This is a genomic window from Merdimmobilis hominis (genome assembly GCF_900104615.1).
GTDB classification, from domain to species: Bacteria; Bacillota; Clostridia; order Oscillospirales; family Ruminococcaceae; genus Merdimmobilis; species Merdimmobilis hominis.
The window spans coordinates 939822-966595 of the sequence record NZ_LT629939.1 but is presented as its reverse complement, the minus strand read 5'-3'; the positions used below and the strand labels follow the sequence as shown (position 1 = coordinate 966595).

36 protein-coding genes are annotated in these 26774 nt (G+C 59.1%); 34 read left to right on the top strand and 2 right to left on the bottom strand.

The features are described from left to right. The first annotated feature begins 67 nt into the window (after positions 1–67). The 8 genes from BQ5353_RS04695 to BQ5353_RS04665 all read left to right on the top strand — a co-directional run bounded on the left by BQ5353_RS04695 (position 68) and on the right by BQ5353_RS04665 (position 7093). A complete protein-coding gene (locus BQ5353_RS04695; RefSeq protein WP_054332058.1) occupies positions 68–958 on the top strand; it encodes a diaminopimelate dehydrogenase in 891 nt (296 codons plus the stop codon). 340 nt (positions 959–1298) lie between these two features. Further along, positions 1299–1859, top strand: coding sequence for a DUF3793 family protein (locus tag BQ5353_RS04690; protein WP_054331958.1), 561 nt, complete (start codon positions 1299–1301; stop codon positions 1857–1859). 30 nt (positions 1860–1889) lie between these two features. Next, a complete protein-coding gene (locus BQ5353_RS04685; protein WP_054331957.1) occupies positions 1890–2321 on the top strand; it encodes a flavodoxin in 432 nt (143 codons plus the stop codon). Between the two features lie 513 nt (positions 2322–2834). Further along, the gene (locus tag BQ5353_RS04680; RefSeq protein WP_054331956.1) at positions 2835–3335 is read left to right on the top strand and encodes a YceD family protein; all 501 of its coding nucleotides are present in this window, start codon (positions 2835–2837) and stop codon (positions 3333–3335) included. 24 nt (positions 3336–3359) lie between these two features. Beyond that, complete coding sequence (rpmF, locus tag BQ5353_RS12385; RefSeq protein WP_074026312.1) at positions 3360–3542, top strand: 50S ribosomal protein L32; 183 nt, start codon at positions 3360–3362, stop codon at positions 3540–3542. Between the two features lie 98 nt (positions 3543–3640). Beyond that, positions 3641–4984 carry a DUF512 domain-containing protein gene (locus BQ5353_RS04675; protein ID WP_321164302.1) on the top strand — a complete coding sequence of 448 codons (1344 nt, stop codon included), beginning with the start codon at positions 3641–3643 and terminating at the stop codon, positions 4982–4984. A gap of 80 nt (positions 4985–5064) precedes the next feature. Then, the gene (gene der, locus BQ5353_RS04670) at positions 5065–6387 is read left to right on the top strand and encodes a ribosome biogenesis GTPase Der (RefSeq protein ID WP_071427404.1); all 1323 of its coding nucleotides are present in this window, start codon (positions 5065–5067) and stop codon (positions 6385–6387) included. Between the two features lie 112 nt (positions 6388–6499). After that, entirely contained in the window at positions 6500–7093 is a 594-nt protein-coding gene (locus BQ5353_RS04665; protein WP_054331954.1) for a hypothetical protein, read from the top strand. Positions 7094–7127: 34 nt separating this feature from the next. Here BQ5353_RS04665 and BQ5353_RS04660 read toward each other — a convergent pair whose 3' ends face one another. Beyond that, positions 7128–7703, bottom strand: coding sequence for a biotin transporter BioY (locus BQ5353_RS04660; RefSeq protein WP_054331953.1), 576 nt, complete (start codon positions 7701–7703; stop codon positions 7128–7130). 366 nt (positions 7704–8069) lie between these two features. Between BQ5353_RS04660 and plsY the strand changes: the two genes are divergently transcribed. Beyond that, a complete protein-coding gene (gene plsY, locus BQ5353_RS04655; RefSeq protein WP_071427403.1) occupies positions 8070–8714 on the top strand; it encodes a glycerol-3-phosphate 1-O-acyltransferase PlsY in 645 nt (214 codons plus the stop codon). Between the two features lie 66 nt (positions 8715–8780). Next, positions 8781–9818, top strand: coding sequence for an NAD(P)H-dependent glycerol-3-phosphate dehydrogenase (locus BQ5353_RS04650; protein ID WP_054331951.1), 1038 nt, complete (start codon positions 8781–8783; stop codon positions 9816–9818). A 180-nt stretch (positions 9819–9998) separates the two neighbouring features. Here BQ5353_RS04650 and rpmB read toward each other — a convergent pair whose 3' ends face one another. Beyond that, positions 9999–10187, bottom strand: coding sequence for a 50S ribosomal protein L28 (gene rpmB / locus BQ5353_RS12380; protein ID WP_074026311.1), 189 nt, complete (start codon positions 10185–10187; stop codon positions 9999–10001). 274 nt (positions 10188–10461) lie between these two features. Here rpmB and BQ5353_RS04645 point away from each other — a divergent pair, with 274 nt between their 5' ends. From BQ5353_RS04645 to gmk, 24 genes are all read left to right on the top strand, one after another. Further along, the gene (locus tag BQ5353_RS04645; RefSeq protein ID WP_054332143.1) at positions 10462–11124 is read left to right on the top strand and encodes a site-2 protease family protein; all 663 of its coding nucleotides are present in this window, start codon (positions 10462–10464) and stop codon (positions 11122–11124) included. 34 nt (positions 11125–11158) lie between these two features. Then, positions 11159–11860, top strand: a complete 702-nt coding sequence (locus BQ5353_RS04640) for a segregation and condensation protein A (RefSeq protein WP_071427399.1) — start codon at positions 11159–11161, stop codon at positions 11858–11860. Further along, positions 11850–12380, top strand: coding sequence for an SMC-Scp complex subunit ScpB (gene scpB / locus BQ5353_RS04635; RefSeq protein ID WP_054332141.1), 531 nt, complete (start codon positions 11850–11852; stop codon positions 12378–12380). Before BQ5353_RS04640 ends, scpB (BQ5353_RS04635) begins: the two co-directional genes overlap by 11 nt. Before the next feature lie 40 nt (positions 12381–12420). Continuing rightward, positions 12421–13086 carry a DUF2953 domain-containing protein gene (locus BQ5353_RS04630; protein ID WP_054332140.1) on the top strand — a complete coding sequence of 222 codons (666 nt, stop codon included), beginning with the start codon at positions 12421–12423 and terminating at the stop codon, positions 13084–13086. Further along, a complete protein-coding gene (ytfJ, locus tag BQ5353_RS04625; protein WP_071427398.1) occupies positions 13083–13493 on the top strand; it encodes a GerW family sporulation protein in 411 nt (136 codons plus the stop codon). The genes BQ5353_RS04630 and ytfJ (BQ5353_RS04625) overlap by 4 nt, the downstream gene beginning before the upstream one ends. A 57-nt stretch (positions 13494–13550) precedes the next feature. Then, positions 13551–14387: a D-alanyl-D-alanine carboxypeptidase family protein gene (locus BQ5353_RS04620; protein ID WP_071427402.1), complete on the top strand. Its 837-nt coding sequence runs from the start codon at positions 13551–13553 to the stop codon at positions 14385–14387. Next, positions 14368–14826 (top strand): site-2 protease family protein, encoded by a 459-nt coding sequence (locus BQ5353_RS04615; protein ID WP_071427401.1) that lies wholly within the window; start codon positions 14368–14370, stop codon positions 14824–14826. Before BQ5353_RS04620 ends, BQ5353_RS04615 begins: the two co-directional genes overlap by 20 nt. A gap of 34 nt (positions 14827–14860) precedes the next feature. Then, positions 14861–15562, top strand: a complete 702-nt coding sequence (locus BQ5353_RS04610; protein WP_071427399.1) for a segregation and condensation protein A — start codon at positions 14861–14863, stop codon at positions 15560–15562. Continuing rightward, complete coding sequence (gene scpB, locus BQ5353_RS04605; protein ID WP_054332141.1) at positions 15552–16082, top strand: SMC-Scp complex subunit ScpB; 531 nt, start codon at positions 15552–15554, stop codon at positions 16080–16082. The genes BQ5353_RS04610 and scpB (BQ5353_RS04605) overlap by 11 nt, the downstream gene beginning before the upstream one ends. Positions 16083–16122: 40 nt before the next feature. Continuing rightward, positions 16123–16788, top strand: coding sequence for a DUF2953 domain-containing protein (locus BQ5353_RS04600; RefSeq protein WP_054332140.1), 666 nt, complete (start codon positions 16123–16125; stop codon positions 16786–16788). Continuing rightward, on the top strand, positions 16785–17195 hold the full coding sequence (gene ytfJ, locus BQ5353_RS04595) for a GerW family sporulation protein (protein ID WP_071427398.1): 411 nt from the start codon (positions 16785–16787) through the stop codon (positions 17193–17195). The genes BQ5353_RS04600 and ytfJ (BQ5353_RS04595) overlap by 4 nt, the downstream gene beginning before the upstream one ends. A gap of 57 nt (positions 17196–17252) precedes the next feature. Then, positions 17253–18398 (top strand): D-alanyl-D-alanine carboxypeptidase family protein, encoded by a 1146-nt coding sequence (locus BQ5353_RS04590; RefSeq protein WP_071427397.1) that lies wholly within the window; start codon positions 17253–17255, stop codon positions 18396–18398. Between the two features lie 46 nt (positions 18399–18444). Next, on the top strand, positions 18445–19224 hold the full coding sequence (locus tag BQ5353_RS04585; RefSeq protein WP_071427400.1) for a pseudouridine synthase: 780 nt from the start codon (positions 18445–18447) through the stop codon (positions 19222–19224). Between the two features lie 8 nt (positions 19225–19232). Continuing rightward, positions 19233–19895 (top strand): site-2 protease family protein, encoded by a 663-nt coding sequence (locus tag BQ5353_RS04580; protein WP_054332143.1) that lies wholly within the window; start codon positions 19233–19235, stop codon positions 19893–19895. Positions 19896–19929: 34 nt separating this feature from the next. After that, entirely contained in the window at positions 19930–20631 is a 702-nt protein-coding gene (locus BQ5353_RS04575) for a segregation and condensation protein A (RefSeq protein ID WP_071427399.1), read from the top strand. Then, positions 20621–21151 carry an SMC-Scp complex subunit ScpB gene (gene scpB / locus BQ5353_RS04570; RefSeq protein WP_054332141.1) on the top strand — a complete coding sequence of 177 codons (531 nt, stop codon included), beginning with the start codon at positions 20621–20623 and terminating at the stop codon, positions 21149–21151. Before BQ5353_RS04575 ends, scpB (BQ5353_RS04570) begins: the two co-directional genes overlap by 11 nt. Positions 21152–21191: 40 nt before the next feature. Continuing rightward, on the top strand, positions 21192–21857 hold the full coding sequence (locus BQ5353_RS04565; RefSeq protein ID WP_054332140.1) for a DUF2953 domain-containing protein: 666 nt from the start codon (positions 21192–21194) through the stop codon (positions 21855–21857). Further along, entirely contained in the window at positions 21854–22264 is a 411-nt protein-coding gene (ytfJ, locus tag BQ5353_RS04560) for a GerW family sporulation protein (RefSeq protein WP_071427398.1), read from the top strand. Before BQ5353_RS04565 ends, ytfJ (BQ5353_RS04560) begins: the two co-directional genes overlap by 4 nt. A 57-nt stretch (positions 22265–22321) precedes the next feature. Then, the gene (locus BQ5353_RS04555) at positions 22322–23467 is read left to right on the top strand and encodes a D-alanyl-D-alanine carboxypeptidase family protein (RefSeq protein WP_071427397.1); all 1146 of its coding nucleotides are present in this window, start codon (positions 22322–22324) and stop codon (positions 23465–23467) included. Positions 23468–23513: 46 nt separating this feature from the next. Next, positions 23514–24350 (top strand): pseudouridine synthase, encoded by an 837-nt coding sequence (locus BQ5353_RS04550; protein WP_054332137.1) that lies wholly within the window; start codon positions 23514–23516, stop codon positions 24348–24350. Between the two features lie 31 nt (positions 24351–24381). Beyond that, entirely contained in the window at positions 24382–24936 is a 555-nt protein-coding gene (locus BQ5353_RS04545) for a hypothetical protein (RefSeq protein WP_071427395.1), read from the top strand. A gap of 224 nt (positions 24937–25160) precedes the next feature. Then, positions 25161–26039: a YicC/YloC family endoribonuclease gene (locus BQ5353_RS04540; RefSeq protein WP_054332135.1), complete on the top strand. Its 879-nt coding sequence runs from the start codon at positions 25161–25163 to the stop codon at positions 26037–26039. A 27-nt stretch (positions 26040–26066) separates the two neighbouring features. Continuing rightward, positions 26067–26336 carry an extracellular matrix/biofilm regulator RemA gene (gene remA, locus BQ5353_RS04535; protein ID WP_054332134.1) on the top strand — a complete coding sequence of 90 codons (270 nt, stop codon included), beginning with the start codon at positions 26067–26069 and terminating at the stop codon, positions 26334–26336. After that, positions 26329–26774 (top strand): guanylate kinase (gmk, locus tag BQ5353_RS04530; RefSeq protein ID WP_071427396.1); only part of this gene is annotated, 446 nt, incomplete at its 3' end. The genes remA and gmk, both read left to right, overlap by 8 nt.

Sequence of the window (26774 nt, the reverse complement as noted above, 5' to 3'; positions counted from 1 at the left end):
AGGGGAATCCCCTGTGCCCCGTCTTTTTTTGCGCCCAAATGGGGCGAGCAAAAAGGAGTTGTTTTTCATGATTAAGACAGCGGTGATCGGCTATGGAAATGTGGGCAAGGCCGCCGTGGAAGCGGTGCTCGCCTCCCCAGATCTCTCGTTGGTCGGGGTAGTACGCCACAGCGGCGGAGGGCTCTCCGGCCTGCCGGGGGTGGCGGTGGCGGATTCGGTGGAGAACCTGCCTCAAAAGCCCCAGGCGGCGATTTTGGCCCTGCCTTCCCGGATGGTGCCGGAGGCGGCGGTGAAGCTGCTGCGCAAGGGCATCGCCACAGCTGACAGTTTTGACATCCACGGGGATATCCCTCAGGTGCGGGCCAGGCTGGATCGGGTGGCTAAGGAGAACGGGGTGGCAGCCATCCTCTCCGCCGGATGGGACCCGGGCCTGGATTCGGCAGTGAGGGCCTTGCTGGAAGCATCCGCCCCCCGGGGCATCACTTACACCGACTTCGGGCCGGGGATGAGCATGGGCCACACGGTTGCGGTCAAAGCGATCACCGGGGTGAAGGATGCCCTCTCCCTGACCGTCCCTTTGGGAACCGGACTTCACCGGAGGATGGTCTATGTGGAGCTGCTGCCGGGCGCGGAACTGGGCCGGGTGGAGGAGGCCATCCGTGCCGACCCCTATTTTATCCACGACGAGACCCACGTCATTCCGGTGGAACGGGTTGCTGACCTGATGGACCGGGGACATGGAGTCCACCTGAGCCGCAAAGGGGTCAGCGGCCAGCGGGACAGCCAGAGGTTCTCCTTTGATATGGCCATCGACAACCCCGCCCTCACTGGCCAGCTGATGGCTTCGGCGGCCCGTGGGGCAGTGCGGCAGCAGCCGGGGTGTTACACGATGATTGAAATTCCGCCTATCGACCTTCTGCCCGGCGGCCGGGAAGACCTGGTGCGGCGGCTGGTTTAAATCCAAAAGGGCTGGAACTGCTCCCCGGCAGGGGCGGTTCCGGCTTTTTTAACGGTGAGACATTGGAATTTGGGGCCGGCTGTACGTGAGTTCAAACGGTTTGGGATTCTGCTGTTCTGACCGGCGGCTCCCCCTACCGGTCTCAAGGAATCCAAACCGGGGATGCACAGGCCCACAGAAAAATTTTGGGCGGTAAGGGAGGTTTTTCCTTGACAAGGAGAGGAGGACATGGTATAGTGAATATGAGGTTAGCAAATGCTAACCCATTGCGGCGGCAAGCAGCCGTTTTCTTTTTCCCATATAGTTAGCTTTAACTAACCACGAGAAAGGAGTCCCCACCATGGCACAATCCTTTGATCAATTGTTGGCGCGCCACTGTGCCCCGGCCTTAGCGGGAATTAAGCCGGCTAATCTGGTCTCCTGTTCCAAAGCGGACTACCCCCATCTGCCGGACCTGCTGGAAGAACAGGGCCCGAAGCTGGAGGAGCGGGGCATCCGCCTGGATGTCCTATGCCAGTGCGACCGGCGGTTCCTGGTGCTTGTCTACCGCCCGGAGGCACTGAAGCGGCACCTGACGAAGAGGGCTGTCGCAAAGCTATTGATTAAAGCGGGCTATGATCCTGGGGCTGGGGTGGACGCCTGTTTGCACCGGCTCCGGCACCGGATGGAGGGCCGGGAATTCCCGCATGAGGTGGGGCTGTTCCTCGGGTATCCGCCGGAGGATGTGGCTGGGTTCTGCCGGTACTGCGGCCAGAAATACAAATACTGTGGCCACTGGAAGGTCTACGGTGACGTAGACCAGGCCAAGGCGTTGTTTGAACAGTATGACCGCTGCCGGGATTCCCTGTGCCGCCGGGTGGGGATGGGGCTTTCCATTGTGCAGATTTTTCCCGTGGTATAAAACGAACATTGAGACAACAGGAGGCTGTATATGAACAAAATAGCAATTGTATATTGGTCCGGTACCGGCAACACCCAGGCCATGGCCAGCGCCATCGAAGAAGGGGCCAAAGGTGCCGGTGCGGAGGTGTCCCTTCTTCCGGTAGGCCAGGCGGACGCCGGCATCCTTCAAGGGTTTAACGTGTTGGCTTTCGGCTGTCCCGCCATGGGCGGCGAAGTCTTGGAGGAAGGGGAGTTCGACCCCTTTTTTACCTCCATTGAAGGCGGCCTCTCCGGCAAAAAGGTGGCCCTCTTCGGCAGCTATGGCTGGGGGGATGGCCAGTGGATGCGGGATTGGCAGGATCGCGTCGTTGCGGCTGGGGCAGTCCTCTACCGCGGGGAAGGGCTGATTGTCAACGAGACCCCCGATGCCTCCGCCTTGGAAAACTGCAGCGCATTCGGGGCTGGTTTGGCAAGCTTTTAATTGTTTTTGTTTCCCCCTATGGATGTTTACCCCTTTGTCTTTTGTGGCTTTTGCAACAAAAGCACTGTCTGCCGGGGCTGAAATTCCCCTGGACAGGATGCAGCGGTTCCGGGAAGCGGCCGATGCGTGAAAATAGCCGGGAACAGATCCCGCCGCCTGGCAGGATTTTCCCGGCTATTTTCCATTTCTTTGCCAATACTAGATACTGCCCTGGCAGAAAGGCCGAGGCGGTTTTTTCTCGGGGAAAGTGCCCCCTTTGGCACTGTTTGGGAAAAAGGGGGCGGATTCATACGAAATTACCAAAACAAACCCGCAAAAAATGCCGGTATTCTCCCAAAAAACGGGGCAATCTCTCTTGACAAACCACGTCTGGCTTACTATAATATTTGAGTAGCATTTGGCTGCAAAGGGTGATTTCTGCCCTTTTTGGCCAGCAGAAAAGTCCGTGGTTCTTGCGATATGGGTATGGCATCCGTCGCTTGGGGTACCAGCCGAAGGGAGCGTCGTATCAAAATGATTGATTTGGGCCGTATTTTTGATATCGAAGGGGAGTCGCTGGCATTTGAACGCCAGCTGGACCTCTCCCAGGTGAGTCAGTGGGGTCAAAGGCCGTTTCAGTCGCCGGTTAAGGTCACGGGCAGTGTGGAAAACAGGGCGGGTATTGTCACCTTGCGGTGCGAAGCCAGCTTTGTGCTCACCACCATCTGCGACCGCTGCCTCACCCAGTCCGATCGGCCCACCGTCTATCGTTTTGAGCATGTACTGGCGCGTGAACTCAACGACGAGGACAACGACGATTTTATCGTGGTAAAAGACGGTTTGCTGGATTTGGACCAGCTTGTCACCTCCGACATCCTCCTTGAGCTACCAATCAAGGCGCTGTGCCGCGAGGATTGCAAGGGTCTGTGCCCCATTTGCGGCGCCAACCTTAACGAGACAACCTGCGGGTGCGGCAAACAGTCCATCGACCCCAGATTGCAGGTCTTGCAAGACCTTTTGAACAACCAAAACTAGAAATAAAATAAAGGAGTGCTGAACATGGCAGTACCGAAGAGAAAAGTATCCAGAACCCGCAGAGACAAAAGACGTTCCAACGTTTGGAAGCTGGAAGCCCCTGCACTGTGCAGATGCACTCAGTGCGGCGAGCTGAAGCTCCCCCATAGAGTTTGTGGAAACTGCGGTTTCTACAAAGGCAGAGAAGTTATCAAAATCGAGGGCTAGTTGCATAGCTTCAAAGGATAGAGGGGGGACGTGTTTCCGCCTCTATTTTTTTGCTTTTGGGCGGGCATAACCTTTTCCACTGCGGCAAAAGCTAAGGAATAGTACGCTTCTTTTTAAACAAGGGGGGATTTCCACTGGCGGTCACCATCCGTGAAATCGACAAACATTCCCACGCCCAACGGGCGGGGATTCAGACAGGGGATACTTTGGTATCCATCAACGGCAACCCCATCGACGACGTGCTGGATTACCGGTTCTATATGACCGACCGCCAGCTGCAAATCGAACTGCTGCGGCAGAACGTCCCCTACATCGTCAAGGTCCACAAAGGGGAGTACGACGACCTGGGGCTGGAGTTTGACACCTATTTGATGGACAAGCAACAGAACTGCAAAAACAAATGCATCTTCTGCTTTGTGGACCAGACCCCCAAAGGCATGCGGGAGAGCTTGTATTTTAAGGACGATGATGCCCGGCTCTCCTTTTTGTTCGGCAACTACATCACCCTGACCAATTTGGAGGACCGGGACATCCAGCGGATCATCCGGATGCGGATCAGCCCCATCAACATCTCGGTCCACACCACCAACCCCCAGCTGCGGGTGGAGATGATGAAAAATCCCCGGGCGGCCAGCAGCTTGCGGTATATTCAAATGTTGACCGAGGGGGGGATTAAGGTCAACACCCAGCTGGTCCTCTGCCCCGGCATCAACGACGGGGAGGAGCTCTCCCGCAGCCTGCGGGATTTGGGCGCTCTGGGGGAAAACCTCCAGAGCATCGCCTGCGTGCCGGTGGGGCTCACCGATTACCGGGAGGGCCTTTACCCCCTGCGGACCTACACGGCGCCGGAGGCCGCAGCGGTGATCGACACCATCGACGCCTTTGCCGATGAAGTCCAAAAAGAGCGGGGCGTCCGGGTGGCCTACCCCTCTGACGAATTCTTTCTGCTGGCCGGGCGGCCCATCCCCCCGGTGGAGTACTACGGGGAGTTCGACCAGTTGGACAACGGCGTGGGCCTGATGGCCCAGTTGGAACAGGAGTTTACGAGCGCCTGTTCCCTGTGCGATCCGTGTCCTCTCACCCGGAAGGTGTCCATTGCCACCGGTGTGCTGGCCTACCCCCTTCTCTGCAAGCTGGCGGGGAAGGCCCAGGAGCTGTTTCCCGGCCTGACCGTGGAGGTCCACCGGATTGTCAACGACTATTTCGGGCACAACATCACCGTGGCGGGCCTTATCACCGGCACCGACCTGATGGCCCAGCTAAAGGGAAAAGACCTGGGTGAGGCGCTTTTGATCCCAAACGTGATGCTGCGCCACGAACAGGATATGTTTTTAGACGACGTGACCCTTGAGGAGGCCCAGGCCGCCTTGGGCACCCCGATACAGGTTGTGGAAAACGACGGCTTTTCGGTGCTGTCCGCCATGACCGGACAGGAGATTTAACCAGCCTGGTTTTCCCCCACCCCCACGGGGAGAAGTGGAAAACCCGCCGGGAAAATCCCGGAAAAAGGAGGCATGACACCATGGCAAAACCCATTATCGCAGTGGTGGGGCGGCCCAACGTGGGCAAATCCACCCTGTTTAACAAATTGATCGGCCAGCGCCTCTCCATTGTGCAGGACACCCCCGGCGTCACCCGGGACCGGATCTACGCCCCCTGCGAGTGGAGGAACAAAGAGGTGATGCTGGTGGACACCGGCGGCATCGAGCCCCGGGCGGACGATGTGATCCTCTCCCAGATGCGGCAGCAGGCCGAACTGGCCATCCACAGCGCCGACGTGATTGTTTTGGTTACCGACCTGCGCTCCGGCGTCACCGCCACCGACCAGGACGTGGCGGGCATGCTGCTTAGAAGCGGCAAACCCCTAGTCCTTGCGGTGAACAAATGCGACACCATCGGCGACCCGCCAGCGGAGTTCTACGAGTTTTACAACCTGGGCCTGGGGGATCCTATTGCAGTCTCTGCCGCCCACGGACATGGCACCGGCGACCTGCTGGACGCCTGCTATGAAAAAATAGACTTTGACAAGGCGGAGGGCTACGACGAAGAGTTCGTCAAGGTGGCGGTGATCGGCAAGCCCAACGTGGGCAAAAGCTCCCTCATCAACCGGGTGGCCGGGGAGGAGCGGGTGATTGTCTCAGATATCGCCGGAACCACCCGGGATGCCACCGACACGGTGGTGGAAAACGAGTTCGGCAAATACGTCTTCATCGACACCGCAGGCATCCGGCGCAAGGCCCGGGTGGAAGAGGAGATCGAGCGCTATAGCGTTCTGCGGGCCTATATGGCGGTGGACCGCTCCGACGTCTGCGTCATCGTCATCGACGCCACTGTCGGCTTTACCGAGCAGGATTCCAAGGTGGCCGGCTATGCCCACGAGCAGGGCAAAGGCTGCGTGGTGGCGGTCAACAAGTGGGACGCCATCGACAAGGACGACAAGACCATGGACGAGTTCCGCAAAAAGCTGGAGGTGGATTTCAGCTTTATGTCCTATGTGCCCTTTGTATTCATCTCTGCCCTCACCGGCCAGCGGGTGAACAAGCTGTTTGAGATGATCAACTACGTCTTTGAGAAAAACGCCATGCGCATCTCCACCGGGCGGCTCAACGACCTGCTGGCCTATGCCACCGCCCGGGTGCAGCCCCCCTCCGACAAGGGCAAGCGGCTGAAAATCTACTACATGACCCAGGCGGCCACCAAGCCCCCAACGTTTGTGGCCTTCTGCAACAACAAGGAGCTGTTCCACTTCTCCTACCAGCGGTATTTGGAGAACCAGATCCGGGAGACCTTCCAGTTGGACGGCACCCCCATCCGCTTCATCGTCCGGGAGCGTGGGGACAACTAAACAAACACCAAAAAAGCGATGGGCTCCTGGGTCCATCGCTTTTTTGATGCCTGCGCCTTTTAAACAGCAAGAAAAAATGATATTCTTTCCATAAGGAGTGGAGGAATGTCATATGCGGTTTACAGCTTTGTTGCTTTCCCTTGGAATCTGGTTGTTATCTCCCCAGGGAAAGCCGGAAAATGGCTGGGTTTCCCCACTGGGGCTGAAGGGGATGGGCCAAGGGAAAGCCCAGGTTCGGGTCTGCACCGAGGAAGAAGCGGCGGAATTTTATATCCAGCATCAATGGATGATGCCGGGCGAGGCCGAAGAAAAAGCCGCCTGCTTATATGAGGACGGCTTCCGCCAGATGGAATACACCGCTGAACATGATTTTGGAGACGGTAATACTGTTGTGGCGGGGACGAGAGTTTTGTGCGGCGTGTCCCAGGGGATTCCCTTCTTTGAAGAGGTGCTGTTGGAGTGGACGGAAGGGGAGAATGAAAAGGGAAGCTTTGATGAGGACTATGTTCTCACAACGATTTCCTCGGATAAACAGTCCCTGCAAATTCAGGCTAGAGGAACGTATGAGGTGGTAGTGGATAATTGTTTAACTGGTTCCGTCGGCCTTGATCTGGAGGTTTTAGGTTTTGAATGTTCCCATACAGCGGGAGGAAAGACCTATTACCATAAAAATGCAGCATGGGGGAAAACTTGGACCAAAAGCTAACTGGTGTTGGTTCCAATAAAAAAGGGGGGCTATGCTAGCCCGCCTTTTTTTGTGGGGGAAAATTCTCCCTCCTCCGAAAGAGGACCCGGCGCACTGGATAGGCGATGGCAGACGCCGCGAGGATTTTCACCCCATCCCCCGGAAGAAAGGGGAGCACCCCGGCCGCCAGCGCTCCAGGCAGGGAGAGGGAGGCTTGCCGGGCAAGCCACCAGGTGCCAATGGCATAACAGAAGAATGTTCCGGCGATCATTGACAAGGGGTAGATGGATTTCCGCTCGGGGAAATGGTCGGTGAGCAGCCCTACCAAAAAGGCCAGGGGCAGGTAGCCGATCAGGTAGCCGCCGGTCGGCCCCACAAGGACTTGAAGGCCTCCGCTGTAGCCTGCAAACACCGGGATACCCACTGCCCCTAGCAGCAGGTACACTGCCACCGATAGGGTGCCCCATCTGACCCCGCCGGCTGCAGCAGCTAAGTAGACGGCGAAGGTCCCGAGAGAGAGGGGGACAGGGGTGAATGGCAGCGGGATGGATAAAGGGGAGAGCACTGCCAAAATGGCGGCGAACAGCGCGGTGACACAGAGGGAATAAACCCGATTCGTCGTTGGTTTCATGCGGACCTCCAGGATGAGAAATGTTTGTAGCACAGTATACCAGCTGCTGTATATTTTTGCAAGATAAATAAATCAATAATTCATAAAATGCTGATATTTTTTCTTATCAAACAGTATTTTGGTGAAATTTCATCTGTTTTCTGTCTCTATCAACAGAGATGTGAAAATCTTTTTATAAAAAGTTGCATACTTGACAGATGTTAAGGCACATCAATAGTTGTGGTAACCCACGGACAGGGGAGTATCCCGGCCTCAAGACGAGTTAAAGTTTACAGATTCCTAGTTGCATAACGGGCAAAAAACTGTTACGCTAAGAGTACTTCAAACAACTGCCCGCCCGGGCGGAAACAAGAGGTGCGGTGTGTTATGGATTTGGATCGAAATTTTCTGTTGGCGGCAGGTTTGGCCGCGCTGGCTGCGTACTTGATGGGCAGCATAAATTTTGCGGTGCTGGTCTCCCGGATCTATGCCAAGGACGATGTGCGCCGCCACGGCAGCGGCAATGCAGGCATGACTAATATGCTGCGGACTTATGGCGTCGGCCCGGCGTTTTTCACCGGAGTCGGGGATTTTAGCAAAGGGGCGCTGGCCGTTCTTGTAGGCCGGATGATCTTCCAGCAGCTGGGGGTCACCGCTATGGACGGTGGCTTTGTGGGGGCGGCATTTGTCCTGTTGGGCCATTTGTACCCGATTTTCTTCCACTTCAAAGGGGGAAAAGGGGTGCTGACCAGCTGTGGCGTTATTTTGCTGCTCAACCCCATTGTGTTTTGTATTTTGATTGGGGTGTATGTGCCTTTGGCGTTCATCACCCGCATTGTCTCCCTGGCCTCTATCCTGGGGGCGATCACCTTCCCCTTCGCCACCTATTTTGTGCTGCGGTTCCAGGGGCGGCCCTATGTCTTTGACACGGTGTTTGCCGCGGCTGCGGCCGCGTTGGTGGTGTATATGCACCGGGGCAACATCAAACGGCTGCTCAACGGCACGGAAGCGCGGTTTGGGGAAAAAAAATAACTGGCAGGACTGGCGCAGTTCCTCAAGGCGCGCCCCTGCGAAAACCACTTTATTGGAGGTAGCAATATGGCACGGTTGATGTTTTTAGGAGCGGGCGGCTTTGGCACCGCCTTGGCGGTGATGGCGCACCGCTATGGCCACCAGGTCACCCTGTGGTCCTATGATCCCCAGCAGGTGGAAGAAATCCGCCAGAACAAAGAAAACGCCTATCTTCTGCCCGGGGTTCCAGTGCCGGAGGAGATCGACGTAACCAACTCTCTGGACGCCCTGGGGGAAGCGGATTTGGTCTTTATCGCAACCCCTTCCTCGGCGGTGCGGGAGGTCGCGGCAAAAATCCGCGGCAAAATGCGCCCCGATGCAGTGGTGGTCTGCGGGGCCAAGGGCCTGGAGCGGGACACTTTGGAAAGCCTGAGCCAGGTGCTGGAGGAATCCCTGCTGGAGAACCCGGTGGTCATGTTCTCCGGCCCCTCTCACGCGGAGGAGGTATCCCGTGGGGCTCCCACCACGGCGGTGGTGGCTTCTACCGATCCAGAGGCGGCCCGCAAGGTGCAGGACATCCTCTCCAACTCCTCCCTGCGGCTCTATGTCAACGACGACGTCATGGGGGTCGAGCTGGGCGGGGCCTTAAAAAATGTCATCGCCTTGGCGGTGGGAATCGCCGACGGCTTAGGCTTGGGGGACAACACCAAAGCGGCCTTGATGACCCGGGGCCTCACCGAGATTGCCCGACTGGGGGTGGCCTGCGGCGCCCGGCCCGAGACTTTCAGCGGCCTATCCGGCGTGGGGGATTTGATTGTCACCTGCACCAGCGTCCACTCCCGGAACCGGAGAGCCGGCATCCTCATCGGGTCCGGTTGGTCCCCCCAAGGGGCGGTGGGCGAGGTGGATATGACGGTGGAGGGCTATTTCAGCACCAAGGCCGCCTATGAGCTCTCCCGCCGGCTGGGGGTGGAGATGCCCATCGTCACTGAAATATACAAGGTGCTGTACGAGGGGAAGGACCCCCAGCAGGCCATCGACGAACTGATGAGCCGTCCCCGCCGCCATGAATCGGAGGGGCAGTGGCTCGGGGTGGAGAAGCGCCCGGAGACAAAGGAAAACTAAGGGGCAGGCTGGGAAGATTCCCAGCCTGTTTTTCTGTAAGACTCTGGGGAAAAGGGCAAAAAAATCCCCCGGGGCGTTTCGCCATTCCCCAAAAGGGGAAATGGGCGGCCTCGGAGGATGTTTTTCCCTAGAATGCGAAAAAAGAACCATCCCAGCGGGGACGATTCTTTTCAAGCGGTTTTAGATGGCGCGGGTCACTTTATTGGAACGCAAGCAACGGGTGCAGGCGTGGATGTGGCACGGTGTGCCGTTGACAATTGCCTTAACGCGCTTTACGTTGGCTTTCCAAGCTCTGTTGGATCTTCTGTGAGAATGGGAAACCTTGATTCCGAAAGAGACGTCCTTACCGCAGATATCGCATTTTGCCATGTGTCTGCACCTCCTTATACAACTTTAAACAAAGTCAACAGCAATATACTATCAGATTCCCAGGGGAAATGCAAGCTTTTTTTTGAGAAAAGCGAAATAAAGTTGTAAATAAACGTTGAATTCCCCTGGGCCCGGCGCCGCTGCCCTTGTTTTTTCCACCGCCGGACGATATAATAATTCCAGTAACTTCCGCTGTGCCATTGCGCCGCGCCGGATATGCGTCCCAAACCTTGGAAAGAAGCCGGTTCCCCCGGCCAGGAGGATAACACGAGTTATGGATCTATTTACCATATTGGCCCGGGCGCTGGTGGTGTTCACCTCTATGCCCATCCACGAGTGTGCCCACGCCTATGCCGCCAGCTGGCTGGGGGACGACACCGCCCAGCGCTCGGGGCGGCTGACCCTTAACCCCTTCAGCCATCTGGACCCGGTGGGGACCCTGCTGATCCTGTTTGCCGGGTTCGGCTGGGCCCGTCCGGTGCCCATCAACCCCAATAACTTTAAAAAACCCAAGCGGGATATGGCCCTGAGCGCCATGGCCGGCCCTGCCTCCAACCTGCTGCTGGCGCTGTTTGTTCTGGTGATTTACCGGGTGGTGCTGGGTTTTGCCGCCTTTGGAACCTTGTGGCAGTACAGCGCCACCGAAACAGTTCTGGACATCCTGTGGATTGTCTACAGCACCAACATCATGTTGGCGGTGTTCAACCTGCTGCCGGTGCCGCCGCTGGATGGCTGGAAGATGATGGGGGCTGTGCTGCCAGGCAGGACCTATTGGAAGATCATAAGCAAAGAGCGGGAGATCGGCATGATCTTTATGCTGCTCATCCTCTTCACCCCGGTGATCGACCTGCCTATCAGCTTTGTGGGCAACGCCATCTCCGACCTGTTTGTAAGCGCCACGGCCTTTGTCCCCCGGCTCATGCAGGCGATCTTATAAAATAGTACGGCAGGAGGAAGGAGGGAGGCCCAGGATGGAACGGCCGTCCTTTACCTTAGATGGATTTGAGGGGCCGCTGGATCTCCTCCTCCATCTCATATCCAAGCACAAGCTCAACATTCTAGACATCCCCATCTCCCAGCTGCTGGACCAATATCTGGAGTATCTGGAAGGCGCGCGCGCCCAGGATTTGGACATTGCCAGCGAGTTTTTGGAGATGGCCGCCCGGCTGGTTTACCTAAAAACCCTGTCTCTCCTGCCCCGGCGGGAGGAGGAAGAACAGCTGAAAACCGAGCTCACTGGCCAACTTTTGGAATACCAGGCCCTAAAAGTGGTGGCTGCGCTGCTTGCGGCCCAAAATCGTGGCCATACTATTTTTGTGCGGGGGCCACAGCTGGTGGAGGTGGACAAGACCTACCAATGCCGCCACCTGCCGAAGGAATTGGCCCGGGCCTATGTGAGCGCCACTGGGAGGGGCAAGCGCAGGCTCCCCCCACCGGTGGAAAGCTTCCAGCCGCTGGTCAGCCGGCCGGTGGTGTCGGTGGAGTCCCGGATGGAGTATTTGACGGCGGCCCTCAGCAGGCCTCAGCGGATCTCCCAACTGTTTTTGAAAAGCCGCAACCGCTCCGAACTGGTGGCCACCTTTTTGGCCCTTTTGGAGATGGTGAAGGACAAGCGGGTGGAGGTCAGCGGGGAGACGGCCGTCCTGTGTGGAGGGAACAGCAATGTCTCTTGAACTGGAACAGAAGATGGAAGCCATCCTCTTTGCCGCCGGGGAACCGGTGGAGCTGGAGCGGTTGGCTGAAGCTTTGGGCATCGACCGGACAGCTGCACGGCAGCAGGCGGAATGCCTCATGGCCCGCCTCACCCAGCAGGGGAGCCCGCTGCAGGTCCTCTCTTTGGATGGCAAATACCAGCTGGCCACCCGGCCGGAATACGCCGGGGTGATCCAAGCGGCCACCGATTGGAAGCGGCAGCAGCCCCTTTCCCAGGCGGCGATGGAGGTGTTGGCGGTGGTGGCCTACAACCAGCCGGTCACCCGGGCCTTTGTGGACCAGGTGCGGGGGGTGGACAGTGCAGGGGTAGTGTCCACCCTGGTGGAAAAGGGGCTGCTGGAGGAGGCCGGAAGGCTGGAACTGCCCGGCAGGCCCATTGCCTACCGCACTGGCGACACCTTTTTGCGCACGTTTGGGCTCCACTCCCTGGATGAGTTGCCCGCCCCGCCCGAGGAGGAAGAACAGCAGACCCTCCTCTAGGGGGAATACGCCATGGAAGGATGAGGAAAGGGGGCGCACCATGGTCGGATGGATTTTTGCAGGCCTTTGCGGCCTCCTGCTGTGCCTTCTCTCCCTGCCGGTGGTTCTCCAGGCGGAGTATAATGGAGAGCTGACCGTTTGGGTCCGGTATTTTTTCCTTCGGTACCAGGTGTTCCCCCGCCCCCCTGGGGAGGAGAAGCCCCCGGAGGAGAAAAAGCCCAAACCTCCCCAAGAGGAGAAACCAAAGAAGCCACAAAAGGAAAAGCCCTCCGCCGGGGAATTGTTTGCCTTGGGCAAGGAGCTTTTGGAAGGGCTGTGGCCCCCGGTCCGGTGGCTGTTAAAAACCGTTGTGTTCTATGACATCTTTTTCGGGATGCGGGTTGCGGAAGATGACGCAGCCCAAACTGCCATCTCCTGCGGCAGGTACAACGCCGCAGCATTTGGAATCTGCAGTTTTCTGGAGAACCTTTTTCAACTAAAACGGGTGAAGATCAGTGTTTTCCCCGACTTTACACAGGAGGAAAGCGCGGTCTGCTTCCGCGGCAAGGTGAGGATGATCCCTTTGGCGGCGCTGGCCGCCGGGCTCGCCATCCTTGCCGCCCTCCTGGTGAAGCTGCTCCCCTTGTTCCTCCGAAAAGAGAAGAAGGAGGAGCCCCACGAGCCCGAAGAATCAACCCAACAAAACAAAGGCGGTGTAACCATATGAGCCATCCTATCAAAGACCTGATGGATTCCTCCATCCAAAACCTCCACCAGCTGGTGGATGTCAACACCATCATCGGCGACCCGGTCACCACACCCGATGGCACCACCATCATCCCGGTGTCCAAAGTCACCTTTGGCTATGCCTCCGGCGGGTCGGAGTTCCCCTCTTCTAAAACCCCGGACCCCTTTGGCGGAGGGGCCGGGGCTGGGGTCACCATCCAGCCTATCGCCTTTTTGGTGATCAAGGCGGGGGGCGGGGTACAGCTCCTCCAGCTGGCGACCAGCAGCAACACTGCCGACAAGGTGGTCAACCTGGTGCCCGAGGTGATCGACAAGATCACCGGCATTGTCCAGAAGAGCAAAGAGGAGAAGGGCGCCGTCCGGGAAGAGCCCCCCATAACCCTGTAAAGGCAGCATGAGCGAGCCCTGCCCCTGCATATACTCCTCACGGGCAGGTGTTGAACAATGCTAAAAAAATGTGTGGCATGGCTGGCGCTGGCCGCGGTTTTGATGGGGGCGGCCCCCCTACCCGCTGTCGCCCAGACCATACCGGATACCAAAGAGTTTTCCATCGCTGCCAAGGGTGCGGTGGTGATTGATGCCGGGAGCGGGCGGGTCTACTTTGCACAGAATGCCAACGGCCGCCTCCCCATGGCGAGCACCACCAAAATCATGACCGCCCTGCTGGCGCTGGAACAGCCGGATCTCGACGAGCCCTTTGTGGTGAATTCCGCCGCCATCCGGGTGGAGGGGACCTCCATGGGGCTCAAAGAGGGGGACACGGTGACCCTGCGGACCTTGGCCCACGGGATGCTGCTCCCCTCTGGAAACGACGCGGCCAATGCAGCGGCGGTGCGGATCGCCGGGAGCAAGGACGCCTTTGCGGAGCTTATGAATGAAAAAGCCCGGGAACTGGGCTTGGAGGATACCCACTACGTCACCCCTTCGGGGCTGGACGCCGACGGGCATTACTCCTCGGCCTACGACCTGGCCATCTTGGCGGCCTACGCGCTGGAAAACCCGGACTTCCGGGAGATCTGCTGCAAGGAGAGCGCTAAGGTGGAATTCGGCAACCCGCCCTATGGCCGGTGGCTGAAAAACCACAACAAACTGCTGAATCTTTACCCCTATGCCATCGGGGTGAAGACCGGCTACACCGACGACGCCAAGCGCTGCCTGGTGACCGCAGCCCAAAAGGATGGGGTGACCCTCATTGCGGTGACCTTGGCCGCCCAGGACGATTTCAACGNTCCTGTTTGCCGGGTTCGGCTGGGCCCGTCCGGTGCCCATCAACCCCAATAACTTTAAAAAACCCAAGCGGGATATGGCCCTGAGCGCCATGGCCGGCCCTGCCTCCAACCTGCTGCTGGCGCTGTTTGTTCTGGTGATTTACCGGGTGGTGCTGGGTTTTGCCGCCTTTGGAACCTTGTGGCAGTACAGCGCCACCGAAACAGTTCTGGACATCCTGTGGATTGTCTACAGCACCAACATCATGTTGGCGGTGTTCAACCTGCTGCCGGTGCCGCCGCTGGATGGCTGGAAGATGATGGGGGCTGTGCTGCCAGGCAGGACCTATTGGAAGATCATAAGCAAAGAGCGGGAGATCGGCATGATCTTTATGCTGCTCATCCTCTTCACCCCGGTGATCGACCTGCCTATCAGCTTTGTGGGCAACGCCATCTCCGACCTGTTTGTAAGCGCCACGGCCTTTGTCCCCCGGCTCATGCAGGCGATCTTATAAAATAGTACGGCAGGAGGAAGGAGGGAGGCCCAGGATGGAACGGCCGTCCTTTACCTTAGATGGATTTGAGGGGCCGCTGGATCTCCTCCTCCATCTCATATCCAAGCACAAGCTCAACATTCTAGACATCCCCATCTCCCAGCTGCTGGACCAATATCTGGAGTATCTGGAAGGCGCGCGCGCCCAGGATTTGGACATTGCCAGCGAGTTTTTGGAGATGGCCGCCCGGCTGGTTTACCTAAAAACCCTGTCTCTCCTGCCCCGGCGGGAGGAGGAAGAACAGCTGAAAACCGAGCTCACTGGCCAACTTTTGGAATACCAGGCCCTAAAAGTGGTGGCTGCGCTGCTTGCGGCCCAAAATCGTGGCCATACTATTTTTGTGCGGGGGCCACAGCTGGTGGAGGTGGACAAGACCTACCAATGCCGCCACCTGCCGAAGGAATTGGCCCGGGCCTATGTGAGCGCCACTGGGAGGGGCAAGCGCAGGCTCCCCCCACCGGTGGAAAGCTTCCAGCCGCTGGTCAGCCGGCCGGTGGTGTCGGTGGAGTCCCGGATGGAGTATTTGACGGCGGCCCTCAGCAGGCCTCAGCGGATCTCCCAACTGTTTTTGAAAAGCCGCAACCGCTCCGAACTGGTGGCCACCTTTTTGGCCCTTTTGGAGATGGTGAAGGACAAGCGGGTGGAGGTCAGCGGGGAGACGGCCGTCCTGTGTGGAGGGAACAGCAATGTCTCTTGAACTGGAACAGAAGATGGAAGCCATCCTCTTTGCCGCCGGGGAACCGGTGGAGCTGGAGCGGTTGGCTGAAGCTTTGGGCATCGACCGGACAGCTGCACGGCAGCAGGCGGAATGCCTCATGGCCCGCCTCACCCAGCAGGGGAGCCCGCTGCAGGTCCTCTCTTTGGATGGCAAATACCAGCTGGCCACCCGGCCGGAATACGCCGGGGTGATCCAAGCGGCCACCGATTGGAAGCGGCAGCAGCCCCTTTCCCAGGCGGCGATGGAGGTGTTGGCGGTGGTGGCCTACAACCAGCCGGTCACCCGGGCCTTTGTGGACCAGGTGCGGGGGGTGGACAGTGCAGGGGTAGTGTCCACCCTGGTGGAAAAGGGGCTGCTGGAGGAGGCCGGAAGGCTGGAACTGCCCGGCAGGCCCATTGCCTACCGCACTGGCGACACCTTTTTGCGCACGTTTGGGCTCCACTCCCTGGATGAGTTGCCCGCCCCGCCCGAGGAGGAAGAACAGCAGACCCTCCTCTAGGGGGAATACGCCATGGAAGGATGAGGAAAGGGGGCGCACCATGGTCGGATGGATTTTTGCAGGCCTTTGCGGCCTCCTGCTGTGCCTTCTCTCCCTGCCGGTGGTTCTCCAGGCGGAGTATAATGGAGAGCTGACCGTTTGGGTCCGGTATTTTTTCCTTCGGTACCAGGTGTTCCCCCGCCCCCCTGGGGAGGAGAAGCCCCCGGAGGAGAAAAAGCCCAAACCTCCCCAAGAGGAGAAACCAAAGAAGCCACAAAAGGAAAAGCCCTCCGCCGGGGAATTGTTTGCCTTGGGCAAGGAGCTTTTGGAAGGGCTGTGGCCCCCGGTCCGGTGGCTGTTAAAAACCGTTGTGTTCTATGACATCTTTTTCGGGATGCGGGTTGCGGAAGATGACGCAGCCCAAACTGCCATCTCCTGCGGCAGGTACAACGCCGCAGCATTTGGAATCTGCAGTTTTCTGGAGAACCTTTTTCAACTAAAACGGGTGAAGATCAGTGTTTTCCCCGACTTTACACAGGAGGAAAGCGCGGTCTGCTTCCGCGGCAAGGTGAGGATGATCCCTTTGGCGGCGCTGGCCGCCGGGCTCGCCATCCTTGCCGCCCTCCTGGTGAAGCTGCTCCCCTTGTTCCTCCGAAAAGAGAAGAAGGAGGAGCCCCACGAGCCCGAAGAATCAACCCAACAAAACAAAGGCGGTGTAACCATATGAGCCATCCTATCAAAGACCTGATGGATTCCTCCATCCAAAACCTCCACCAGCTGGTGGATGTCAACACCATCATCGGCGACCCGGTCACCACACCCGATGGCACCACCATCATCCCGGTGTCCAAAGTCACCTTTGGCTATGCCTCCGGCGGGTCGGAGTTCCCCTCTTCTAAAACCCCGGACCCCTTTGGCGGAGGGGCCGGGGCTGGGGTCACCATCCAGCCTATCGCCTTTTTGGTGATCAAGGCGGGGGGCGGGGTACAGCTCCTCCAGCTGGCGACCAGCAGCAACACTGCCGACAAGGTGGTCAACCTGGTGCCCGAGGTGATCGACAAGATCACCGGCATTGTCCAGAAGAGCAAAGAGGAGAAGGGCGCCGTCCGGGAAGAGCCCCCCATAACCCTGTAAAGGCAGCATGAGCGAGCCCTGCCCCTGCATATACTCCTCACGGGCAGGTGTTGAACAATGCTAAAAAAATGTGTGGCATGGCTGGCGCTGGCCGCGGTTTTGATGGGGGCGGCCCCCCTACCCGCTGTCGCCCAGACCATACCGGATACCAAAGAGTTTTCCATCGCTGCCAAGGGTGCGGTGGTGATTGATGCCGGGAGCGGGCGGGTCTACTTTGCACAGAATGCCAACGGCCGCCTCCCCATGGCGAGCACCACCAAAATCATGACCGCCCTGCTGGCGCTGGAACAGCCGGATCTCGACGAGCCCTTTGTGGTGAATTCCGCCGCCATCCGGGTGGAGGGGACCTCCATGGGGCTCAAAGAGGGGGACACGGTGACCCTGCGGACCTTGGCCCACGGGATGCTGCTCCCCTCTGGAAACGACGCGGCCAATGCAGCGGCGGTGCGGATCGCCGGGAGCAAGGACGCCTTTGCGGAGCTTATGAATGAAAAAGCCCGGGAACTGGGCTTGGAGGATACCCACTACGTCACCCCTTCGGGGCTGGACGCCGACGGGCATTACTCCTCGGCCTACGACCTGGCCATCTTGGCGGCCTACGCGCTGGAAAACCCGGACTTCCGGGAGATCTGCTGCAAGGAGAGCGCTAAGGTGGAATTCGGCAACCCGCCCTATGGCCGGTGGCTGAAAAACCACAACAAACTGCTGAATCTTTACCCCTATGCCATCGGGGTGAAGACCGGCTACACCGACGACGCCAAGCGCTGCCTGGTGACCGCAGCCCAAAAGGATGGGGTGACCCTCATTGCGGTGACCTTGGCCGCCCAGGACGATTTCAACGTCCACAAAAAGCTGTATGAGCGGTATTTTGGGGAACTGACCCAGCAGGACCTCACCCCGGCGCTGCCGGACCTGGAGCTTCCGGTGACCGGCGGCCAGGCGGCCACGGTGGGGCTGGAACCGGTGCGCCCCCCTGTGGCGGCCCTGCGGGCTGGGGAGCGGGACCGGATGCAGTTCCAAGTGGAGGCCCCAAAGTTCGCTTATGCCCCGGTGAAACGGGGGGATGCTTTGGGGGAGATCCGCGGGTACATAAACGGGGACCTGGTTTACCAGAGCCCTTTGGCAGCCGCGGAGGACGTATCCGCTGTACAGCGGCAGACAAACGGGTTGTTCCACTGGATCGGCGGCTTATTTGGCCAGTAGCGGGAAGGTGAGACCACATGCCCCACAGGGGCAGGGAGGATACAGAGTGAAAGAGACAGGAACACGCATTCAAAAAGTACTTTCCGACGGGGGGATTCTCTCCCGCCGCAAAGCGGAGGAATACATCAAGGCTGGGCGGATCACCGTCAACGGCCACCCGGCCCAGATCGGCCATCCGGTCAATCCGGCCCGGGATATCATCGCCATCGATGGACAGCGGGTGCAGTTCGCCCGGAAAAAGAGCAATCTGTACATTATGCTCAACAAGCCCCGGGGCTATGTGACCACCATGTCCGACGAGCTGGGCCGCCGCTGTGTGGCCGAACTGGTGGAAAATGCCCCTCAGCGGGTCTACCCGGTGGGGCGGCTGGACAAGGACAGCGAGGGATTGATCCTTTTGACCAACGACGGCAATTTTGCCAACACCATCATGCACCCCAGCAACCACATCCCCAAGACCTATCGGGTTACCGTCCGCCCCGACCTGACCGACGACCAGGCGGTGAAGCTCTCCACCGGGGTGATGATTGACGGCAAGATGACCGCTCCGGCTCAGGTCCATGTGGTGACCAAGGAGCCCGGCCGGGTGGTGGCGCTGATCACCATTTACGAAGGCCGCAACCGCCAGATCCGCAAGATGTGCGAGGCGGTGGGGTTGGAAGTTGCCCGGCTTCGCCGGGTCTCCATCGGCCCCATCAAGCTGGGGATGCTCCNTCCACCGCCGGACGATATAATAATTCCAGTAACTTCCGCTGTGCCATTGCGCCGCGCCGGATATGCGTCCCAAACCTTGGAAAGAAGCCGGTTCCCCCGGCCAGGAGGATAACACGAGTTATGGATCTATTTACCATATTGGCCCGGGCGCTGGTGGTGTTCACCTCTATGCCCATCCACGAGTGTGCCCACGCCTATGCCGCCAGCTGGCTGGGGGACGACACCGCCCAGCGCTCGGGGCGGCTGACCCTTAACCCCTTCAGCCATCTGGACCCGGTGGGGACCCTGCTGATCCTGTTTGCCGGGTTCGGCTGGGCCCGTCCGGTGCCCATCAACCCCAATAACTTTAAAAAACCCAAGCGGGATATGGCCCTGAGCGCCATGGCCGGCCCTGCCTCCAACCTGCTGCTGGCGCTGTTTGTTCTGGTGATTTACCGGGTGGTGCTGGGTTTTGCCGCCTTTGGAACCTTGTGGCAGTACAGCGCCACCGAAACAGTTCTGGACATCCTGTGGATTGTCTACAGCACCAACATCATGTTGGCGGTGTTCAACCTGCTGCCGGTGCCGCCGCTGGATGGCTGGAAGATGATGGGGGCTGTGCTGCCAGGCAGGACCTATTGGAAGATCATAAGCAAAGAGCGGGAGATCGGCATGATCTTTATGCTGCTCATCCTCTTCACCCCGGTGATCGACCTGCCTATCAGCTTTGTGGGCAACGCCATCTCCGACCTGTTTGTAAGCGCCACGGCCTTTGTCCCCCGGCTCATGCAGGCGATCTTATAAAATAGTACGGCAGGAGGAAGGAGGGAGGCCCAGGATGGAACGGCCGTCCTTTACCTTAGATGGATTTGAGGGGCCGCTGGATCTCCTCCTCCATCTCATATCCAAGCACAAGCTCAACATTCTAGACATCCCCATCTCCCAGCTGCTGGACCAATATCTGGAGTATCTGGAAGGCGCGCGCGCCCAGGATTTGGACATTGCCAGCGAGTTTTTGGAGATGGCCGCCCGGCTGGTTTACCTAAAAACCCTGTCTCTCCTGCCCCGGCGGGAGGAGGAAGAACAGCTGAAAACCGAGCTCACTGGCCAACTTTTGGAATACCAGGCCCTAAAAGTGGTGGCTGCGCTGCTTGCGGCCCAAAATCGTGGCCATACTATTTTTGTGCGGGGGCCACAGCTGGTGGAGGTGGACAAGACCTACCAATGCCGCCACCTGCCGAAGGAATTGGCCCGGGCCTATGTGAGCGCCACTGGGAGGGGCAAGCGCAGGCTCCCCCCACCGGTGGAAAGCTTCCAGCCGCTGGTCAGCCGGCCGGTGGTGTCGGTGGAGTCCCGGATGGAGTATTTGACGGCGGCCCTCAGCAGGCCTCAGCGGATCTCCCAACTGTTTTTGAAAAGCCGCAACCGCTCCGAACTGGTGGCCACCTTTTTGGCCCTTTTGGAGATGGTGAAGGACAAGCGGGTGGAGGTCAGCGGGGAGACGGCCGTCCTGTGTGGAGGGAACAGCAATGTCTCTTGAACTGGAACAGAAGATGGAAGCCATCCTCTTTGCCGCCGGGGAACCGGTGGAGCTGGAGCGGTTGGCTGAAGCTTTGGGCATCGACCGGACAGCTGCACGGCAGCAGGCGGAATGCCTCATGGCCCGCCTCACCCAGCAGGGGAGCCCGCTGCAGGTCCTCTCTTTGGATGGCAAATACCAGCTGGCCACCCGGCCGGAATACGCCGGGGTGATCCAAGCGGCCACCGATTGGAAGCGGCAGCAGCCCCTTTCCCAGGCGGCGATGGAGGTGTTGGCGGTGGTGGCCTACAACCAGCCGGTCACCCGGGCCTTTGTGGACCAGGTGCGGGGGGTGGACAGTGCAGGGGTAGTGTCCACCCTGGTGGAAAAGGGGCTGCTGGAGGAGGCCGGAAGGCTGGAACTGCCCGGCAGGCCCATTGCCTACCGCACTGGCGACACCTTTTTGCGCACGTTTGGGCTCCACTCCCTGGATGAGTTGCCCGCCCCGCCCGAGGAGGAAGAACAGCAGACCCTCCTCTAGGGGGAATACGCCATGGAAGGATGAGGAAAGGGGGCGCACCATGGTCGGATGGATTTTTGCAGGCCTTTGCGGCCTCCTGCTGTGCCTTCTCTCCCTGCCGGTGGTTCTCCAGGCGGAGTATAATGGAGAGCTGACCGTTTGGGTCCGGTATTTTTTCCTTCGGTACCAGGTGTTCCCCCGCCCCCCTGGGGAGGAGAAGCCCCCGGAGGAGAAAAAGCCCAAACCTCCCCAAGAGGAGAAACCAAAGAAGCCACAAAAGGAAAAGCCCTCCGCCGGGGAATTGTTTGCCTTGGGCAAGGAGCTTTTGGAAGGGCTGTGGCCCCCGGTCCGGTGGCTGTTAAAAACCGTTGTGTTCTATGACATCTTTTTCGGGATGCGGGTTGCGGAAGATGACGCAGCCCAAACTGCCATCTCCTGCGGCAGGTACAACGCCGCAGCATTTGGAATCTGCAGTTTTCTGGAGAACCTTTTTCAACTAAAACGGGTGAAGATCAGTGTTTTCCCCGACTTTACACAGGAGGAAAGCGCGGTCTGCTTCCGCGGCAAGGTGAGGATGATCCCTTTGGCGGCGCTGGCCGCCGGGCTCGCCATCCTTGCCGCCCTCCTGGTGAAGCTGCTCCCCTTGTTCCTCCGAAAAGAGAAGAAGGAGGAGCCCCACGAGCCCGAAGAATCAACCCAACAAAACAAAGGCGGTGTAACCATATGAGCCATCCTATCAAAGACCTGATGGATTCCTCCATCCAAAACCTCCACCAGCTGGTGGATGTCAACACCATCATCGGCGACCCGGTCACCACACCCGATGGCACCACCATCATCCCGGTGTCCAAAGTCACCTTTGGCTATGCCTCCGGCGGGTCGGAGTTCCCCTCTTCTAAAACCCCGGACCCCTTTGGCGGAGGGGCCGGGGCTGGGGTCACCATCCAGCCTATCGCCTTTTTGGTGATCAAGGCGGGGGGCGGGGTACAGCTCCTCCAGCTGGCGACCAGCAGCAACACTGCCGACAAGGTGGTCAACCTGGTGCCCGAGGTGATCGACAAGATCACCGGCATTGTCCAGAAGAGCAAAGAGGAGAAGGGCGCCGTCCGGGAAGAGCCCCCCATAACCCTGTAAAGGCAGCATGAGCGAGCCCTGCCCCTGCATATACTCCTCACGGGCAGGTGTTGAACAATGCTAAAAAAATGTGTGGCATGGCTGGCGCTGGCCGCGGTTTTGATGGGGGCGGCCCCCCTACCCGCTGTCGCCCAGACCATACCGGATACCAAAGAGTTTTCCATCGCTGCCAAGGGTGCGGTGGTGATTGATGCCGGGAGCGGGCGGGTCTACTTTGCACAGAATGCCAACGGCCGCCTCCCCATGGCGAGCACCACCAAAATCATGACCGCCCTGCTGGCGCTGGAACAGCCGGATCTCGACGAGCCCTTTGTGGTGAATTCCGCCGCCATCCGGGTGGAGGGGACCTCCATGGGGCTCAAAGAGGGGGACACGGTGACCCTGCGGACCTTGGCCCACGGGATGCTGCTCCCCTCTGGAAACGACGCGGCCAATGCAGCGGCGGTGCGGATCGCCGGGAGCAAGGACGCCTTTGCGGAGCTTATGAATGAAAAAGCCCGGGAACTGGGCTTGGAGGATACCCACTACGTCACCCCTTCGGGGCTGGACGCCGACGGGCATTACTCCTCGGCCTACGACCTGGCCATCTTGGCGGCCTACGCGCTGGAAAACCCGGACTTCCGGGAGATCTGCTGCAAGGAGAGCGCTAAGGTGGAATTCGGCAACCCGCCCTATGGCCGGTGGCTGAAAAACCACAACAAACTGCTGAATCTTTACCCCTATGCCATCGGGGTGAAGACCGGCTACACCGACGACGCCAAGCGCTGCCTGGTGACCGCAGCCCAAAAGGATGGGGTGACCCTCATTGCGGTGACCTTGGCCGCCCAGGACGATTTCAACGTCCACAAAAAGCTGTATGAGCGGTATTTTGGGGAACTGACCCAGCAGGACCTCACCCCGGCGCTGCCGGACCTGGAGCTTCCGGTGACCGGCGGCCAGGCGGCCACGGTGGGGCTGGAACCGGTGCGCCCCCCTGTGGCGGCCCTGCGGGCTGGGGAGCGGGACCGGATGCAGTTCCAAGTGGAGGCCCCAAAGTTCGCTTATGCCCCGGTGAAACGGGGGGATGCTTTGGGGGAGATCCGCGGGTACATAAACGGGGACCTGGTTTACCAGAGCCCTTTGGCAGCCGCGGAGGACGTATCCGCTGTACAGCGGCAGACAAACGGGTTGTTCCACTGGATCGGCGGCTTATTTGGCCAGTAGCGGGAAGGTGAGACCACATGCCCCACAGGGGCAGGGAGGATACAGAGTGAAAGAGACAGGAACACGCATTCAAAAAGTACTTTCCGACGGGGGGATTCTCTCCCGCCGCAAAGCGGAGGAATACATCAAGGCTGGGCGGATCACCGTCAACGGCCACCCGGCCCAGATCGGCCATCCGGTCAATCCGGCCCGGGATATCATCGCCATCGATGGACAGCGGGTGCAGTTCGCCCGGAAAAAGAGCAATCTGTACATTATGCTCAACAAGCCCCGGGGCTATGTGACCACCATGTCCGACGAGCTGGGCCGCCGCTGTGTGGCCGAACTGGTGGAAAATGCCCCTCAGCGGGTCTACCCGGTGGGGCGGCTGGACAAGGACAGCGAGGGATTGATCCTTTTGACCAACGACGGCAATTTTGCCAACACCATCATGCACCCCAGCAACCACATCCCCAAGACCTATCGGGTTACCGTCCGCCCCGACCTGACCGACGACCAGGCGGTGAAGCTCTCCACCGGGGTGATGATTGACGGCAAGATGACCGCTCCGGCTCAGGTCCATGTGGTGACCAAGGAGCCCGGCCGGGTGGTGGCGCTGATCACCATTTACGAAGGCCGCAACCGCCAGATCCGCAAGATGTGCGAGGCGGTGGGGTTGGAAGTTGCCCGGCTTCGCCGGGTCTCCATCGGCCCCATCAAGCTGGGGATGCTCCAGCCCGGCCAGTGGCGGGAGCTGACAACTGCTGAATTGACCGCCATCCGCAATGCAAGCCAGAAGGCGGAAAACCAGGGGCAGCAGGAGCGGATGGAGAAGCGGGCCAAGGAGAATCCCCGCCCCCGCCGCAGCCCTGCCCCGCGGCCCAGGAGACAGAAATCATTCTAAAAGGGGAAATTCCCCTGCAAGGAGGATTGTTATGAAACGTTTTGCCATCCTTTTGTTGGCGGTCCTGGCCCTGTCGCTGACCGCGTGCTCCAGCCGGGACCCCAAGCCTTCCTCTTCCAGCGAGGGCAGCTCTTCCAGCTCCTCCTCTTCCCAGGAAGAAGGGGAGGGCTCCTCCAGTTCCAGCGAACCGGAGGAGGAAGAGCCAGAGGAGGAATCCATCGCCACGGCGCAGGACTTTATTGCCAAGTTTAAAACCGGAGATGGGTTTGAGACGGTGACCTTCGCTCCGACCATGTTCTCCATGCCCATTGAGGCGTCGGGCTATTACTCGGAGGACAGCACCTTGTCTATGTCCATCTATGAGTACGCCTCTGCCCAGGAGGTGGCGGATCAGAAGGCGGCCATCTCTTCCACCGGGTACAGCATCAAAACCGTTGATGGGACTACCACCCAGGTAGAGTGGGTGGCGCCGCCCCATTTCTTCGCCGGGGAGAAGTACATCGTCCTGTACTGCGGCAGCAGCGCGGACGTCCTCTCCTTCTTGGAGGAGCTGCTGGGCCCCCAGTTCGCCGGCGCCGAGGTGTAAGGCCCGGGAAACCAAGCGCCCCAGCGGGGAAATGCAGGGAAGCGGACGCAGCTGCGTCCGCTTTTTTCGCATTTTGAAAGGGAATTTTCCGGTTTGTTCATTTGACAAAACCAGTGGGGAATAGTATGATAATAGAATAGCCAAAGTGTGCGATTTTGGAAGCTTGCGCGAGATATTTTGAGATAGAGAAGAAAAATCCCCCCAGGGGACAAGAGGTTGAAACAATGGTAAAAAGCATGACGGGGTTCGGGCGCGCCCAGAAGATGGTCGGCGGCCGGGACATTTCAGTGGAGATCAAATCGGTCAACCACCGGTATTTTGAATTTTCCTCCCGCATCAGCCGGGCATACGGCTTTTTGGAAGAGAAGATGAAGAGCTACACCCAGGGGTTCATCTCCCGGGGCAAGGTGGATGTGGCAGTTTCCATCCAGACCATCGAGGGCTCGGGCGGCCAGGTGGAGATCAACCGCGAGCTGGCCAAATCCTACATCGCAGCCCTGCGGGGGCTGGGGGAGGAGACCGGCCTCACCGACGATCTGAGCCTCTGTGCCATCGCCCGGTTCTCCGACATCTTCGCGGTGCGCAAAACCGAGGAGGATGAGGAGGAGATCTGGGCCGCGGTCAAAGAGGTGGCCGATGAAGCCATCGCCCGGTTTGTCGCCATGCGGACCAAAGAAGGGGCCAAGCTGGAGGAGGACGTCCTCTCCCGCCTGGTCACCATCGAGGGGCTGGTTGCAAAGGTGGAGGAGCGATCCCCCCAAACGGTGGAGGAATACCGGGCAAGGCTGTATCAAAAACTCTGCGAGGTCCTCAAGGACAACCGGGTGGATGAACAGCGCATCGTCACCGAGGCAGCCATCTTTGCCGACCGGGTGGCGGTGGCGGAGGAAACCGTCCGCCTTCGCAGCCACATTGAACAGTTCCGGCACATCATCAGCCAGGACGAGCCAGTTGGGCGCAAACTGGACTTTTTGGTCCAGGAGTTCAACCGGGAGGCCAACACCATCGGCTCCAAGGCCCAGGATGTGGCCATTGCCCGGGTGGTGGTGGATTTGAAATCAGAAATTGAAAAAATCCGCGAACAGATTCAAAATATGGAATAGTCCGCGAACCATTGGAGGAACAACTGCATGAAACTAATCAACATCGGGTTTGGCAACATGGTTTCGGCCAACCGGCTGGTGGCCATTGTCAGCCCGGAATCCGCCCCCATCAAGCGGATCATACAAGATGCCCGGGACCGGGGCACCCTCATCGACGCCACCTATGGCAGAAGGACCCGGGCAGTGATTATCACCGACTCCGACCATGTCATCCTCTCGGCGGTGCAGCCGGAGACGGTGGCAAACCGCTTGGTGGATGACGACGAGGATGAGGAGGACGTGGACGAGGATGAATAAAAAGGGTTTGCTGCTGGTGGTTTCCGGCCCCTCTGGGGTGGGAAAAGGCACCTTGATGAAGCTCCTTTTAGAGAAAAACCCCAACTTGCGGCTCTCCGTTTCCGCCACCACCCGTTCCCCCCGCCCTGGGGAGGTGGACGGGGAATCCTACTTTTTCTTGACCCGGCCCCAGTTTGACGCCCTCATCGCAGAGGACGGCTTTTTGGAATACGCCATCTATGGGGACAACTGCTATGGAACCCCCAAAAAGATGGTGGAGGATGCCCGGGCGGTAGGCCAGGACGTGATCTTGGAAATCGAGGTCCAGGGGGCGATGCAGATCCGGGAAAAGTGCCCGGATGCGGTGCTCATCTTTATCCTTCCCCCCTCCTACGAGGAGCTGAAAAACCGGCTGATCGGCCGCCACACCGAACCCACCGAAGTGGTGGAGCGGCGGTT